This is a genomic window from Streptantibioticus ferralitis (assembly GCF_029223525.1).
GTDB lineage: Bacteria > Actinomycetota > Actinomycetes > Streptomycetales > Streptomycetaceae > Streptantibioticus_A > Streptantibioticus_A ferralitis.
The window spans coordinates 35623-51196 of the sequence record NZ_JARHTQ010000018.1 but is presented as its reverse complement, the minus strand read 5'-3'; the positions used below and the strand labels follow the sequence as shown (position 1 = coordinate 51196).

The 15574-nt window shown below is 68.2% G+C and carries 7 protein-coding genes; 5 read left to right on the top strand and 2 right to left on the bottom strand.

What is annotated here, in order from left to right:
* Nucleotides 1-4: 4 nt before the first annotated feature.
* Both P2L57_RS24640 and P2L57_RS24630 read right to left on the bottom strand, forming a co-directional pair.
* Nucleotides 5-5068 (bottom strand): hypothetical protein, encoded by a 5064-nt coding sequence (locus P2L57_RS24640; RefSeq protein ID WP_275818187.1) that lies wholly within the window; start codon nt 5066-5068, stop codon nt 5-7.
* Nucleotides 5069-5909: 841 nt separating this feature from the next.
* Nucleotides 5910-7151 carry an FAD-dependent oxidoreductase gene (locus tag P2L57_RS24630; protein WP_275818185.1) on the bottom strand — a complete coding sequence of 414 codons (1242 nt, stop codon included), beginning with the start codon at nt 7149-7151 and terminating at the stop codon, nt 5910-5912.
* Between the two features lie 84 nt (nt 7152-7235).
* Here P2L57_RS24630 and P2L57_RS24625 point away from each other — a divergent pair, with 84 nt between their 5' ends.
* The 5 genes from P2L57_RS24625 (at nt 7236) to P2L57_RS24600 (ending at nt 15489) form a co-directional block, all read left to right on the top strand.
* On the top strand, nt 7236-8021 hold the full coding sequence (locus tag P2L57_RS24625; protein ID WP_275818183.1) for a TetR/AcrR family transcriptional regulator: 786 nt from the start codon (nt 7236-7238) through the stop codon (nt 8019-8021).
* A 1360-nt stretch (nt 8022-9381) separates the two neighbouring features.
* Complete coding sequence (locus P2L57_RS24615) at nt 9382-10494, top strand: histone deacetylase-like amidohydrolase (protein ID WP_275818180.1); 1113 nt, start codon at nt 9382-9384, stop codon at nt 10492-10494.
* A gap of 878 nt (nt 10495-11372) precedes the next feature.
* Nucleotides 11373-14216: a helix-turn-helix transcriptional regulator gene (locus P2L57_RS40315; protein WP_275818178.1), complete on the top strand. Its 2844-nt coding sequence runs from the start codon at nt 11373-11375 to the stop codon at nt 14214-14216.
* 396 nt (nt 14217-14612) lie between these two features.
* The gene (locus P2L57_RS24605; protein ID WP_275818176.1) at nt 14613-15344 is read left to right on the top strand and encodes a GMC family oxidoreductase N-terminal domain-containing protein; all 732 of its coding nucleotides are present in this window, start codon (nt 14613-14615) and stop codon (nt 15342-15344) included.
* Nucleotides 15226-15489 carry a GMC oxidoreductase gene (locus P2L57_RS24600; protein WP_275818174.1) on the top strand — a complete coding sequence of 88 codons (264 nt, stop codon included), beginning with the start codon at nt 15226-15228 and terminating at the stop codon, nt 15487-15489. The genes P2L57_RS24605 and P2L57_RS24600 overlap by 119 nt, the downstream gene beginning before the upstream one ends.
* The last annotated feature ends 85 nt before the right edge of the window (nt 15490-15574 follow it).

The window sequence follows — 15574 nt, the reverse complement described above, 5'->3', positions numbered from 1 at the left end:
GGCCTCAGTGAACATAGCGCCCCAGTTTGGAGTTGATGTTGTCGCGGATCCCGGCGAGGACCGCACGAGTGGTAGCCGGCAGGCTGTCCATTTTTAGACGGCCGCTGATCCACGACGCGACGTGCGGAAGGCAGGTTTCCCCCTGAAGGGTGAACGGCCCGGGGAGCCAGTGCTCGATGATGTTGTGAGCGGCGCTGGCGAGAACCGGATCGTCCGGAGTGATACCCGACAGCAGATCGCGCCAGTCGCCGAGGAACCCAAGGCCGATGAGCCGGGCCCGCTCCAAGCTCGCGTGCAGGCCTTCGGCCTGCGGCCCCATATGCAGTAGGGCGTGGTAGGCATCCTCGGCGTAAGACGTATGGCCCTCGAAGTAGGCCAGTCGTCCCAGATAGCCCACGGCGGCGGTGGCATGCGCGGCCAAGCAGACTTCCACCAGGCCGTGTTGACCGTGGGAATGCCAGGTCAGCTCTGTCATGTTCAGGGGATCCTGGGCGACCTCCAGGGCGAACCGTAGGGACTCGTACAGACCGGCGTTGGCGGCGACCATCACGAACCGGTGGGCCGGCAGTCCCTGCGGCAGCCGCGGTTGGAGACTGTGCAGCCGCTCCTGGTCGGCCAGGGTCAAGGGCGGTGACTGGGTTGGTGGTGGAGCGTCCAGGAGCACATCGACACTGCTGAGGAACGCCAGTGCGGCGGCCGAGTCATCCTGATGGTCTTCCAGCGCCAGGAACTGTGCGATTTCCGTACGGTCGGGAATGGCCTGCCGCCAGGCCGCGGACCAAGGCCAGTAAAGGGCGTTCTCCAGTTGATCTTCGCTCAGTGCCCGCTGGACCGTGAGTGCCAGCCGGGGCCGCAGTTCGTGGTCCAAGGTGCCAGCCGCCGACACCAGACAGGACAGCGGCTCGATGTAGTCGGGTGCGATGCGCGAACTGTGCAGGTCGACCAGTCTTTCTATCACTGCCAGGTCGCGGGGGCTCAAACAGTGGACGAAGCCGGCGACAACGGCCAGCCGGGCCGGGGACGCAGAGCTGCCGATGGATTCCAGGCGTGAAGCCTCCACGGTGTAGCCCTCGGCCAGGAGACGGTGGGCGGCTATGACGGCCAGATGGTCGTTCTCCTCCGTCAGCAAGGTGAGCCACTCCTGACATGCCTTCGGGTCGGGCGGCGTGAGCAGATGGGAGGCCAGGACATCGAGAGGGGAGCAGCGGATACGGCTATCCGCCGCCGTTTGCAACATCGCCTGCCACTGAGGCCGTTCTGCCAGACCTGCACGGAAGCGATGGTCGAGGAGCGTCTCCAGATGGCCTGCGAACGCCATGATGCCCAGCAGCACCATGCGTTGCTCATTGAGCGAGTCCGCCGTCAGCGTGTCGGCGGTGGTGCGCAGTTCCTGATTGATGTCGGCCAGTCGGCGCCCGCAAGCCTCGACGTACGTTGCGCGCAGCCTTCGATCAGGCAGGATGGCCAGTTGCCGCAGGGTGCGCCATGCCTGTTCAACGACGGCCCACGGTTCGGAGAGATGGACGCGTGACCAGATATGCCCGGCCAGGCTTGTCAGACCGGCCACCGCCGCGCTGCGAAGTGCGCGCAGGACCAACGAGTCCGGCACGGGCTGTCTGTCCGCAGCGGGATCGAGCAGGTGTCGCAGGGTTTCTTCGAGCGCCTTCGTGGCCGCTGGCACACGGGGCCCGGACGCCCACCGATGCATCATCACCAGTCCGTCAAGCGCCGCCTCCGCGGCCTGGGGGGCGCTCCCGGAATGGGTGGTGATGCGTTGCAGGATCTTCAGGGCCTGTTCGTTGCCGTACCTCGCCAGGGCGTATGCGGCTTCCTTCCAGGCCGCACGTCCACTGCTGCTGGCACAGAGGGTGCGTTGCTGCTGTTCCAGGAGTTCCCGGCTGAAGGGGGAAGCGGGGGACTCCACCACCAGCAACAACCATGCCGCATAGGCGGGGCTGGCAGCCATGGCGCTCCTCAGCACCGCGGAGATCACCGCCGGGTCTACACCTGGTTTGGCGACCAGGAGCCGGGCGGCTTCCCGCCAGTCGAAGTGCAGGATGCGTTCGGTTACGGATTCCAGATCATCACTGGCGTTGCGCTCCAGCACCGAGGCCGCACAGTAGGCGTGAACCAGGGGAGCGGAGAAGGCGACCCAGGATCCCTCGCTGCGCAGAACGTCGGTGGCCAGCAGATCTTTCAACTCCTGCTCGGCATTGTCCTGACGGAACTTGGCGAAGATCTCGACGGCATCGCTGTAGCTGATGACGGAACCGCGGTCGGTCATATGACGCACGAGCGATTCCAGCAATGACAGCTTCCTTCGGATTTCCGGCGGGAGCTCACCATCGGGCTCGTCCGCCGCCATCTCGTCGTCGGCCGCCAGCAGACGTACTACGTACTCGCGAAGCAACGTCACCGGGCTGGCGGGGACTTGCAACGTGCGCGCGTAGTGATCCACCAGGATACGCAGAAAGCGAGGAGTACAGGCGAGATCCCGCAATGCCACGGCGTCCGGGTCCCCGAACAAGCGTGCTTCGAGATGCCCGGTGATCCTCTGCCAGTTGCCCGGATGCTGAGTGCGGAGGGTGTCGGCGATGTACGTACGTGCCTGCTGCGGCGTGACCTTGTGCAGGACCACCGCAGGCCAGCCGAGGAGGTCGGGATGGTAGTCCCACGCGCGATGGCACACGACGACATGGACACGGGGGAAGCTTTGACGGAAGTCCCGAAGCCACGCGGTCAGACCGCCCCGGTCTGCTGCGCCGACCATGTGCATGTGGTCGATCGTGACATGAACCGCGCCCAGGCTCAGCAAATGCCTCAGGCACTCCGCGGTGAGGTACTGGCGCAACGCGCAGGCCTCGTACAGCAACTGAGCCGCGTTTTCCCCGGATTCGCCGCGCACCATCTCGCTCAGTCGTAACGCGCTGACGGTCAGCGGCAGGCACGGTGGCGGCTCGTCGTCTTCCCACCCGCAGCCGCCGATCGGCGCAGTGAGGCGATCCAGCATCCGACGATGCAGTTCGTGGATCACCGTGGTCTTTCCCGAACCGCTGTCGCCGATCAGGACCACCGCTGGATGCCGCATCAGCAACTCAAGGCAGTGCTTGGGCGATATCGCCAGGGCACCTTCCCCCTTGGAGATCGGCTCTTTGGGGCTCAACTCCCGTGCCTCCAGCGGGATGTAGCCTCTCTCGCCGTTTCTGCACTCCGCGCGGCAGCCTTCGATCGCCGTTGCACCCAACGCGTTGATGACCGCCGGGAGTCGCTGTTGAAAGCGTACGCCGGACGGTTGCGGATCCGCCTGCCGACGGTCGCTCTCGGCTATCGCCTCGGCGAGCAGGGCCGCGGACCGCGGGCAGGGCGGAGCGAAGTCGGCCAGCAGCGCCGTGCAGGCCGTGACGAGATCCGCTGCCGGCCACCATTTGAAGAGTTGGTGTCGGCAGTCATCCATGAACTCGGCCGCCACGCCGGCGGCGATGGCCGAGGCGCTCACCTTGACTTCCGACTGATCGGCGTCCGCCCACTTGAAGGTGCGGCACGCCGCCAAAGTCAGGTGCTGCAGATAGTGTTCTGCCCACCGGCCCTGAGCAGCTCGCGGCGTGGCCTGCCAAGCGCCGCGGCGTACCGCCCAGAGCAGTTGGAACGCGACGCCCAAGGCTGGGGACGTCTCATCCAGGGACCGCGCCAGTTGGGTGGCGACGCGATCGACGGCATTCTCACCTCCCCAGTGCGAGGCGAGCACACTGGCCAGCGCCAGATAGCGCTGGAGTCGGCACATGTCGGTCCAACCGATCTTCTGCGCCACGACCTCACGCAACAGGCAGATTTCCAGCCACGCCGGATCCGCCAGCAGGTAGCCGTTCCGCTCTGCCGCCGCGTAGTCGATCAAGAAGATCAATCCGCCGATGACCAGAACATTGCGGGGATTGAGGTCCCCGTGGACGTCCGATCGCACTCGGCCTTCGCCGGGAACATCCAAGACGTCGTGGAGTGAGCGGAGAGGGTGGGCTACGGAGCAGCCATTACGTGTCAGGGCCACCGGGTCCTCGCTGAAGTCTCCGCTGCGCGAAAGCACCCGTGCCATGAGCTCCGACCATCGCCGCGAACGTACCGCGACCACGCGTCCGTAGACGTCCAACGCCTCCAAGGTGTGGAGCTCTGGTGGGAGCGGCTGCTCGCTCGCCTCTCCCACGGTGTGCACGGTGACTGTCGTCGCGTCCACGCGGCCCGTTATCTTCGCTCCGTCCATGCGAAGCTGACGTAACGTCAACGATGTGGAACTTCCGACCGACAGTGAGGCGGAGTCTGCGCTGCCGACAGGTGCCGTCGATGTCCTCAGCACCTCTCCACCATGTACCCGTCGCGACTCTAGTTCGCGCTGACTGGGTGAACCGGCGTGCAGTCGGATGCTCGCATCAGCCGTCCGTTTGACGGTGTCGACCTCAAGTTCCAGATCTGGACCCAGGCTCTCGTTGAACTCCCGCAAGGACAGCTGATTGGAGCTGGCCGCCGCCCCGCCGTACAGCGAGTTTCGAAGGCGGCGCATCAAGGACCCGACAGCCTGCAGAGCACTGGAAACGTCTTCCTCCGTGCCGCTCAGCGCACGGTCGAACAACTCTTCCAGTGTGCGGACGGAGCCTGTGTCATCGCCTACGCGATCAGAGGCATGTTGGTAGACCACGGCCTGTCGCTCACCGGTGGCGGCGCGGGTGGGGTCAAGGACGGCACGGCTCACTGCGACGATCGGCACGTACATCACCTGCCGTTGAGACTGCACGACGTTGGTGAACGCCTGCCACTCACGAGCCGCCGCATCACCCGTCGATACCTTCACCACCTGCCGAGAGCGGCCTTGGCCATGTTCGACCAGGATCTCCAGGACCTCAGATCCGCTCCGTCCCCCCGCCAACCTGCGCAAGACGGTGATGGCGTGTACGGAGCCGGGCCAATGGCCGCTCTGCTGGTGATGGCTCATCGCGATACCGCGCATGATCGCGACGAGCTCGTCCCGGTCGTGTCGATCCCCGATGCCGCAATCGTCGGCGAAGAGTACTTCGAGGGCCATACGCGGCCTCCCCCCGGTAGGCACCTCACGTCGTAGCGCGCTCCTACCACGGCGCAGCGTGGCCTACGAGTGACGGAGAGCAAGTGTAGCGAGGGAGGAGGGCCTTGGGGCCTGATCGGGCGAGGAGGAGATGGCAGAGGTCTGTGACGACCTCAAAGGGGGGCGGGGCGGCAGAACACCAGGCCGAGACGCCGTGGCAGAGCCTGGTCGGCCGGTTGGTGGAGGTGGTGCGGGAGGTGAGGGCCTGGGGCGCTCGCGGGGCGGCCTCACCAGCAAGATCTACCTGAGCGCCGACGGGTGCTGCCGACCGCTGTCCTTGATCGTCACCCCTGGGCAGCGTGCCGATTGCACCCAGTTCGAGCCGGTGCTGCAGAAGATCAGGGGTTCCCCGCCTGGGGCAGGGATTGCAACCTTGCAGCACTCGGGCTTCCCCGCTGTCTCGCGCCAGTGCGGGTGCCGATTAATCATCCGGCCTGCTCAGGCAGCACGTCGGTACTCGTGCAGGGTCCCTCCGAGTCGGTCTCGTCAGCGGACCTCCGAGTGCCTGACCTGCTCTGGCACGTCGATCGGTTCGGGCCGTGGGGCGAAGTGGTGCGGCTCGCTTCAGCGATCGGTGCGGTCGATGCCCGTTGTGGAAGGACTCAAAATCGAGCACGTGTAGTGGGACGTGGAGCAGGGCTTCCAGAGCGAGACGATCCCCACCGACGCGGCCAGTGACCTCGCGGTGGCCGAGATCGGGGACGCGCGGCACCGGCGGCACCGTCGAGCATCACATCTGGGGGCCGGGTACCGGGATGCACCACGACACCTGGGCACTTGGACCTCGTGGGGACGACGGGGCCTACGCTCTCGCCGACTCAGCCGGAGAGCGCCGGGCGAAGGCCGGGGCGTGCTCCGGGCGCGGGCCCAACGCGACCAGTCGGGAAGGGAGTTGACGGAACCCCGGTAGGTACCGGGTGGCCAGGACCACCGAGGTGGGTGGGCCGACCCGGCGGCCGGTGAGGACCGGGGCGAAGAAGCCGTTGTGCAGCATCATTTGTACGCGCTGCAGGATCACCATGGGCCGCCACCGCCGCCGCTGCACCTTCGCCAGGTCGGCTGTGGTCAGCCGGCCTTGGCACAGCGGTTCGGCGAGCAGCGTAGCCGCCGCGACCGCGTCCTGGACGGCGAGGTTGATCCCCACGCCGCCGGCCGGGGACATCGCGTGGGCGGCGTCGCCGATGAGCAGGAGGCCGTTGTCGTACCAGCGCCGAAGCCGGTTGAGCCGGACGTCGAGCAGGTGGACGTCGTCCATGCTCGGCAACTGGTCGACCCGGTCCGCGTACTGCGGTAACAGGTCGGCGATCCGCGCCTGGAAGCGTTCGATGCCTTCGGCGCGCAGGCGGGTGTCAGATCCCTTCGTGGTGAAGTAGGCGATCTGGAAGTAGTCGTTCCTGGTGATGCTCAGCGCGAACTCGCCGACCCGGAACGCAGGGATCAGCCGGGGCTCTTGGGCCTGCTCCGCGGCATGCCTGGGCAGCCGGAACCACCAGGTGTCGAAGGGGACCGGGAATTCCTGGGGCACCAGACCGGCGTGCTGGCGCAGCGCGGAGTGGCGGCCGTCGGCGGCGACGGTGAGGGTGGCGCGAATCTCGCCTTCCTCGCCGTCCCGGGTGCGGTAGCGGACGCCGACGACCTTGCCGCCCTCCCGGATCAGCCCGGTGGCCGTGGTGTTCATCCGCAGGGTGAACGACGGCTCCAGCCGGGCCGCCTGGGCGAGCAGGTTGAGCAGGTCCCACTGCGGGATCATCGCGATGTAGTTGTACGGCGTGGGCAGGCCCTCGAAGTCGGTCAGCCGCACCTGGCGGCCGTCCGAGGTGGGTATCTCCATGTTGCCGAGCCTGCTCTGCGGCAGCGCGGCGAACTTCCGGCCCAGACCCAGCTCGTCCATCAGGCGCACGGTGGACGCGTGGACGGTGTCTCCGCGGAAGTCGCGCAGGAAGTCACCGTGCTTCTCCAGCACGGTGACGTCGATCCCGGCCCGCGCCAGCAGCAGGCCCAGCATCATTCCGGCTGGTCCGCCCCCGGAGATGACGACGCTCATGACGCTCTCCCCTCATTCCGGATGGAACTCCCATATACAGAGTCTCTGGAATGGTCTCATGCGTCAAGTAGTATCATGTTGCACATGCAGGAACAGGAGCAGCTGCGGGATCTGGTGGCCGCCGCCCTGGCGGCGGCGAGGGAGCGCGGCCAAGACGTCGCGGACGTCCCACTGACAGCGATCGCGGGCGCCGCCGGCGTCTCCCGCAGCACTCTGCTGCGTCGGCTGGGCGGCTCCCGGGGCGCGTTGGACGAGGCGGTCCGGCGGGCGGGCGTCGACCCCGGCGGACGCCCGCCGGTCCGCGAGCGCGCGATCGAGGCGGCGGCGCAGCTCGTCGCCGAGCGCGGCCTCGGCACGGTGACCCTGGACGCCGTCGCGGAGCGGGCCGAGTGCTCGCTTCCCAGCCTGCACACGGTCTTCGACGGCCGGGACGGCCTGTTCGCCGCCGTCTACGAGCTCTACGGCCCGTTGCCCGACTTCGAGGCCCTGGCCGCCGATCCGCCGGAGCGCCTGGAGGACACCGTGCGGGGGCTCTACCGGGCCGTGATCACGACGTTCGAGCGCGAGCCGCGGGTGCTCCCGGCGATCTTCGCGGACCTCTTCAGCCGTCCGGACGGGCCCGCCGCGCGAGCGGTGCGGGCGTACTTCCCGCGCCTGTTCGACAGCCTCGCCCGGCTGCTGCTGCCGCACGTGGACGCGGGCCGGGTGCGACCGCTGCCGCTCCCGATTCTGATCCAGCTCCTGCTGGGCCCGGTGGTCAACCACATCCTCCTGCGGCCCGTCCTCGAACCCATGCCGGGCCTCGACCTCCCATCCGTGGAGGAGGCCTGCGAGCTCTTCGCCGAAGCCTACCTACGCGCGGTCACATAGCCGGAACAGTGACGATGAAGCGGTGACCGCAGGTCTGATCGCGAAGCCCACCGGCGACCTCGCGCTAGTAAGGTCGGGGACTGGAAACGGAGCATCAGCCACCGCGCCAGTCCCCGACCCTACTAAGGTCTGTCCCGTAACTCAGCACGGCGGTTGGCGAGCCACCGTCGTCGGACCAGGTTGCCCGGTTCTGCCCTGTCTTGCAGACTCGCCGAAGCGCCGCGCAGCCAGGTCCGCCCGCGAGCGGCATCCAGAGTTACGGGACAGGCCTCAGACTGCATGCCTCGTCAAAATACGCGGGGCAAACAGTATTGGCTGTTGTCCGGTCTTTAGGACCAGTTGAACTGGTAGCCACTCCCCCAGGGGGTGCAGGTGTAGGAGGTAAGGCCTCCCATTTGGGCCCATGTGTTGCCGTAGGTCTGGCACTCCAGCAGAGAACTGAAGACCATGCCCTCGCGAGGAGACCCGTTGTCGGATGCTGCTGCGGACGCGGGACCCGCAGCCAGAAGGGAAGCCGCAGCAGCGGCGGAGACGATTGTGGAGACCGCTACCGACTTCATCCCCATCTTACGCATTCATGCTCCCTTTATAGTTTTCCGTTTTTTGGACAATGAGAGAGTGCGGGTGATGGGCAGGTCAACCACTCACCGTCCACCCGCACCGCCTTCGACTCGCTCATCCGTGCCGACTGCCCGTCTACCTGTGGACTCATTCCTGCTGTACACACCCTCGATGTGCGGTGGGCGTGAGTTCGCGGCAGCATCCAGAATTCAGACGGATCGGGCGGCCGAGGACCGGCACCGCCAAGTCGGGCCAATATGGGGCTGGTTGGTTTTCCAGAACCTCGGCTCGGCCACTATAGGCAGACTGACGATCCACGCGGTCAAGTCCGCTGGACGTGGTGTATCGATGGCCACTGGAATTTGCCCCTATGGCCACTGGAGTGGTGTATCAATGACCACCCGTGATCCACTTGCGAGGTTGAAGGCGCGCAGATACGCATGTTGGTACTCGTGGAGGAGTCCGCCCAGACGCTCAAGCCTTCGTATGTCGAGATGGTTTGAGGGGTCCTGTGCTTCTCGGACAGCGGTTTTGAGGGTCTCTTATGCTGTGGCCTGCAGCTCTTCGTGCTCGGACTTGACTTCCGCGGGGGTCCTGTAGCCGAGGTTGGAGTGGAGGCGTCTTTGATTGTAGAACATTTCGATGTAGCGGACGACTGCCCCGGTAGGCATGTGCCCGTGTGGGGAAGGTAGTTCGATGGATGAGCTCGTTCTTGAGGGCGCCGTCCGGGACAGCACCCGGCGTGCCGGTGTCGTGCCAGAGTGCAAAGCAATCTGATCCAGCGTTGAGAGGGAGCGTCATGCGTACTGGCTACCTGTGGGACCCCGTGTTCGGATGGTTCGACCACGGCAGCGGCCCGATGTTCCCAGCCGACCCGCTTGCTGGTGTCCAGCCCATCGCCAGTCACATCTCGAGCCCGGACACCAAGCGCCGTCTGCACGAGCTCGTCGAGGTCTCGGGGCTTGTCGAGCACCTGCACCGCGTGCCCTCCCGCACGGCGAGCGACGAGGAGCTGACCCGTGTCCATGGTGAGGCGTACGTGTCCCGCATCCGCGCGGAAAGCGAGCAGCCCAAGGGTGGTGACGCGGGGGACGGTATCTCGTCCTTTGGTCGCCACGGCGACCGGATCGCCGCTGTCGCGGCGGGGAGCGCCATCGCGATGACGGAGGCCGTGCTTGACGGCGTCGTCGACCAAGGTTTCGCCTTGGTTCACCCCAGCGGCCACCATGGCCTGCCCGACCACGGGCAGGGCTTCGTCCTGTTCAACAACATCGCCATCGCGGTACGCCACGTCCGCGCGACACGCGACGTCGGGCGGATCGCCATTGTGGACTGGGACGTGCATCACGGCAACGGTAACCAGGACCTGTTCGCCGACGATCCGACGGTCCTCACAATCTCGATCCACCAGGACAACTGCTTCCCACCTGGTTCCGGGTCGATCGACGACCGCGGCACCGGGCCTGGCACCGGCTACAACATCAATGTCCCGCTTCCGCCCGGCACCGGCGACGATGGCTACCGCTATGCCGCGGACAGTGTCGTGGCCCCGGCCCTCGCCGCGTTCAGCCCTGACCTGATCATGGTGGCGTGCGGCTTCGACGCGAACGCCATGGACCCGCTGGCGCGCCAACTGGTCACCAGCGAGGGGTTCGCCGCGCTCACGCGGACGGTGATGGACGCGGCGCGTGACACCGCGCATGGACGGCTGGTCCTCGTGGTCGAGGGCGGCTACAGCCCGATCTACGTGCCGTTCTGCGGGCTGGCGACGTTGGAGACACTAGCCGGCACGCACGTGCTGGACGATCCGCTGCTGCCGATCGTCGGATCGATGGGCGGCCGTCGTCTCGAGCCCCACCAGAAGGACGTCATCGACCGCGCCGCGAACCTCGTCGCCGACATCGCGGCCTGAGCCCCCGAATCCACGTGCAGCGTGAGGCTCGGTGAATCGAAGGAGGTGCAAGTCCTCCTCGCCGGACTGCAGGGCTTCGGCGTAGTCGCGAGGCGGCTGATGGTGATGATCCCGTCAGATAGGTTGCAGGGCTGGGATGTTGACAGGCACGACTTCCAAGATGATGGAGTTCTCTACGCTCTCGACTTTCGACGTTTTCGTTGATCGTCATGTGGGTCGCTCGGGTGGGTGATGCGGTGTCATCTGGCCGCGCGGGTTGCAGACAGCGGAGAAGCATCGGCGGTGCTTTGCGTCTCCTCCGGGGAGGGCCGGCCGAACGGCTGAGCATCAGCCCGCGCACCGTGTGCGCCGTCGCACTTCAGATCTCGCGGAACCCGCCGACGCGGTGAGTCCTCTCCTGCCGCAACCGCAGGACGCGACATCGATGTCTCTGACTCCGAGCGATTGCGCGGCGGGCCGCCGCCGCACCGGTGGCTTCGGCGAGGTGCCGCGTATGCGAGGGGGGACCGTGGCGACGGAAGCGACGGGTGGACAGGGGGCAGAGAGGATTGCCGTCGCGCCGAGTCCTCGGGTATCCGCTGAACCACACGTGACCGCCGGTCCTGAGCACGACGCCGGAGCGGCGGTGTGGAGCGGCGCAATGGGACGCAGGCCCGCAATCCGGCTCGGGGCCGCGCCACGACCGCCGATGTCCGGACGGGCATCCGGACGGCGGGGAGTCGGCCTGCCATACGCCGCCCCGCTCCCGGCGACCTGGCAGGCTCGAAGCTCCCTCGACCGGCGGGTCCGTGGCGTGGCTGCCGTGCAGCATGACGTGCCCGACGAAGTGGTGGGACCGGGAGTGATCAGACCAAAGGAAAGGCAAGTGAGGAGTTGTGGTGGAGCGCCGTGCGCCACTCATCGGTAGGGACAGCCAGGTCAGCACGGTCGCCGAGGTCCTGCGGTCGTCTGGTGTGACGCAGACGCTGCTGGTCACCGGCGATGCCGGTGCCGGCAAGACGGCCGTGGTGGAACAGGGGCGGAGGACGGCGGTCGGTGGGGGCGCCAGGGTGCTGCGGCTGGCCTGGGAGGGTGTCAGTGGTCCGGCCGGAGCCGCCGCCCTCGTCGACGCGGTCTGCGGTGTCCTGTCCAAGATCCACGACGGTCGGCTTCCGGTGCGTATCACCGCGATACGCCGGGTTCAGTTGCGCACCACCGATGGCGGAAGTGGCAGCGAATTGGCCTTGCTGTCCATGGCGAGCGAGATGCTTGCGGACGCCGCCAGCTATATTCCGTTTGCTGTCTTCGCCGATGATGTCGACCGGATGCCACCGCAGACGGCCGCCGCGCTGCGGTTGATGCTGCGTACGTTCCGTCCTGCCGGCATACCCGTGGTGATGGCTGGTCGGGCGCCCGCGGGCCCGGGCGGCCAGGAACGGGCGGTGGCCGACCGGGTACTTGACCTGCCGCCGCTGCAGCCGGACGAGGTCGGCAGGCTCGTGGAGCAGCGGATCGGCAGGGCGGTTGAACCCGCTTTGGTGCAGGCTGTGCTGGGTGCGCTGGGGCCGCTGGCCGGGAACCCCGCCGCCGTGCTGTCGGTGCTGACCACGCTCGACGAGAACGGCGGCCTGCTGGAGCTGGGCGGCCGCACCGGGCTCGTCGAGCCAGAGGGCCGGTTGCTGCGCGCCCCGGATGTCGCGGAGCTGTGCCGGCTGGGCTGGCCGGACGCGGCACCGGACGCCAGGCGGCTGGAGATCGCCGGGACCTTGGCACGCCTCGTCCATCATGCCGAACTGCGGCTGGAGGACCTGTGCGGTGTGACGGTGCCGGGCGGCGATGTCGGCCGGACGCTGGACCAGTTGGTCCGGGACCGGGTCCTGTCCGTCGACCGGGACGGCCGGGTGTCCTTCACCGTTCCCGCGCTCGCTGCGGCGCTGCGGAGGTTGCCGGCCGGCCGTGACGTCCGGTCGGTGCACGCTGGTGTCGTACGGTCGGTGACCGACCGTCTGGGACCGGCCACCACGGGCGCCTGCCATCCCCGGCTGGCCGATCACGTGGTGGCGGCGGGCGCGATGCTGGACGACGCGCTGGCGGTGCCCTTGCTGTTGGCCGCGGCGCGCCAGGATGCCAGGGTCGACCAGCCGCGGGCGGCACGCGCCTACTCTTCGGCGCTGCGCCGCTTGCCGCCGGGCGACCGCGAGATGTCGGAGGCGCTGCGTGAGGCGGCCGCCTCAGGCCTTCGACACGCCGGCCATGGCGGCGTCCTCGCCCTCGGCGAGCCGCTGCTCGCCTGCATCGAGGCGCCCGAGCGCGCCGACCGGGCCGGCCTGGAACTCGTCACGCGGATGTGGACGCTGGCCGCGCTGCACGAGCACCGGTCACCATACGAGCCCGGCGCCGCGCCCGAATTCCACGCGGTGCTGGAGCGGATGCCGCAGGCCGCGGCGCTCGCCGCGCTCGGCGGCCGGTACGGGATCGGCCCGGTGGTGCCATGGCCGGCCGGCGCTGATGGCGCGGCGGAAACCGGCGGGGTGTGCGGACGCGGTCTGCTCCCCTCGCCCGCGCAAGTGCGCTTGCTGGCCGCCGCCGTAGGAGGCCGCGTGGCACTGGAACGCGCCGTGCGGAACCTGCCGCGGAACGCGGTCGGCGAGGCCGCCGTCGAACAGCTGCGGAGCGCTGCCGCATACGGCGACCTGGCAGGGGCCTTGGCGGCCGTTCTCGGCCAGCAGAGCGTGCCCGACGGCCACAGCACCGCCATCCGCTACCACGCCGTGGTCCGCGACTACCTGGCCGGGGAGTGGGACAGCGCCCTGGCGGGCGCCCGGCGGATCGAGGCACTTGGCCGGGCCGACGGCGGGTCCGGCGTCGGACAGCTGGCCCGGGCGCTGGCGGCCGAGATCCACAGCTTCCGCGGGGAGCTGGCACGGGCCCGCGAGTGGCTGGAGCTGATTCCCGATACCGTCGCACACCCGCTGGTGGCCCGGGTACGCCTTGGCGTGCGGTTCTGGTCGGGGCAATCGGACAAGGCACTGGAGGCGGCGTGGGACGACGTCAGCCAGGCACGCAGGAGCGGCCTGCTCGTGGGCGTCGACAGGCTCCTGCTGCGCATCCTGACGTTCGCGGTGGAAAGCGAGCAGGCGCAGACCGCGCACCAGGCCCTGGAGAAACTGGAGGAGCTGCACGAGGAGGTGGGCACGGCCATGACACGCGAGGCGGTGCTCCTGGGGCGCGGCGTGCTGCACCGCGACGCGGATGCCATGCATGCCGCCTACCGCTCGGTCGAGCGGCGCGGCGACCGGCACCTGACGCTGTACTGCTGCCAGGTCCTGACGGACGTCGCCGACGACCCCATGCCATGGCTGACCGAGGCGGCACACACCGTCCACGAGTTGGCGATCGGGCGGCCGGTGCGCGTCCTGTTCGGCCAGTTGGCGCAGCGGCTCAATTTGCCGCTGCCGAGGCACCGTTCGTTCGAGGAAGGGTTGAGCGACCGGGACGTACAGCTGATCGGCATGGTCAGCGACGGGGCCACCAACCGGCAGATCGCAGCACGCCTGGCATGCAGCGAGAAGACGGTGGAGCAGCGGCTGGCACGCCTCTACCAACGCACCGGCCGCCGCTCCCGGGTGGAGCTGGCCGCGGCCTGGCTTGACGGCAGTCTGACCTGGCTCGGCCCGGTGCCGGACGCCCTGCCTGCCGGCACGTCAGGACCGGCCGCGCGGTCCGGCCCGGTCGGCGCTTGAACAGGTGGGCAGAGCCCGCTGCCCGCACGGACACGGCCACCGTGCAGTGCCTGTCCGGAGCCGTGCTCCTTCCCTGGCCCGGCGCTGCGGCTCCAACCGCTGCTCCTGCAACGCCAGATCGGCAAGCCCGCGTTCACTGACACCGACCGCTTCCCGCTCACCGGCTTGCTCCACCACCTCCGCGACACAAGCCACGGCAGCGCCCGTTCCACGTACGGGAGGGCATGGTCACGTGCCCGACAGTGCAAGGAGAGCGCCGGTCGGCGCGCAAGGACATCGGGCCGTGGCAGCGTCGGATTTGGCTGCCACGGCCGGCCCGCGAATGCGGTTGCCGCGTCGGCAGCGAGCGGGACGGCCCCGGGTTGTCCTGCAACCGATCGTACGGAGAACGTGCACATGAGAACAGTGGTCGTGGGAGCGGGCTCCGCCGGCATGACCTGTGCGTGGAAGCCCAGCGAGGATCCCGGAAACGAGGTCGTCCTGGTAGAAGGCGGCGCCGATCCCGGCCCGGGCGTCCCCGACATCCTGCGCCAGGAGATCGGGCTGCCGCCCGATTACTACTGGAACCACACCGGTGCGGATACCGGCGACTTCCTTCCCTGCGGCAGGGTGTTCGGCGGCAGTTCGGCCGTGAACGCAGCGGAAGCGCAGCGCGGCCGCCCCTGGTGCTATGACGCCTGGGGTTCGCCGGAGCGGACCTGGCAGAAGTGCCTTCCGGCGTTTTGCGCCCTCGAAGCCGACCAGCAGTTCGGGGAAGCCGAGCATCACGGGGCCGACGGACCCATTCCCGTCACACGTTACGCACCCCAACCGTGTCGGCAACGACCGGATCAGCACCCTCCTGGCGCCGGCAATTTCGGCACTCCTGAGATCCTGTTCCGTTCGGGGATCGGACCCGCGGAGCACCTGCGCGCCTCGGAACTCCCGGTGATGGTGGACGCGCCCGAGCTGGGGTCCCATCTCTCCGACCATGCGCTGGTGCAGATGGACGTGACCGATCCTTTGCAGCTTGCGATGCCGGGGGAGTGGGAACGCTGCCGGCCTTCGCGCTGGACGGCGACGACCACCCGGAGGCCCAGCTCTTCGCGCACCGCACGAACTTCTTCGAGCCATCGGCCGGACCGCTGACGGCATCGGAGACCTGCGCCGCACGCACGTGGTCGACGAGTCGCTGCGGGTGCGCGGAGTGGATCGGTTGATGGTCGCCGACGCGTCGGTGATGCCTTCCATTCCCCGCTCGCAGACCAACTTCGCCGCGATGCTGATCGGATAGCGGGCTGCGGTGGACATCATCCGGTGAGCACGGGAGCGGCGGTCGGAGGCCATGCCATGGCTGCCCGGGCCGCGGCCCGGAACCG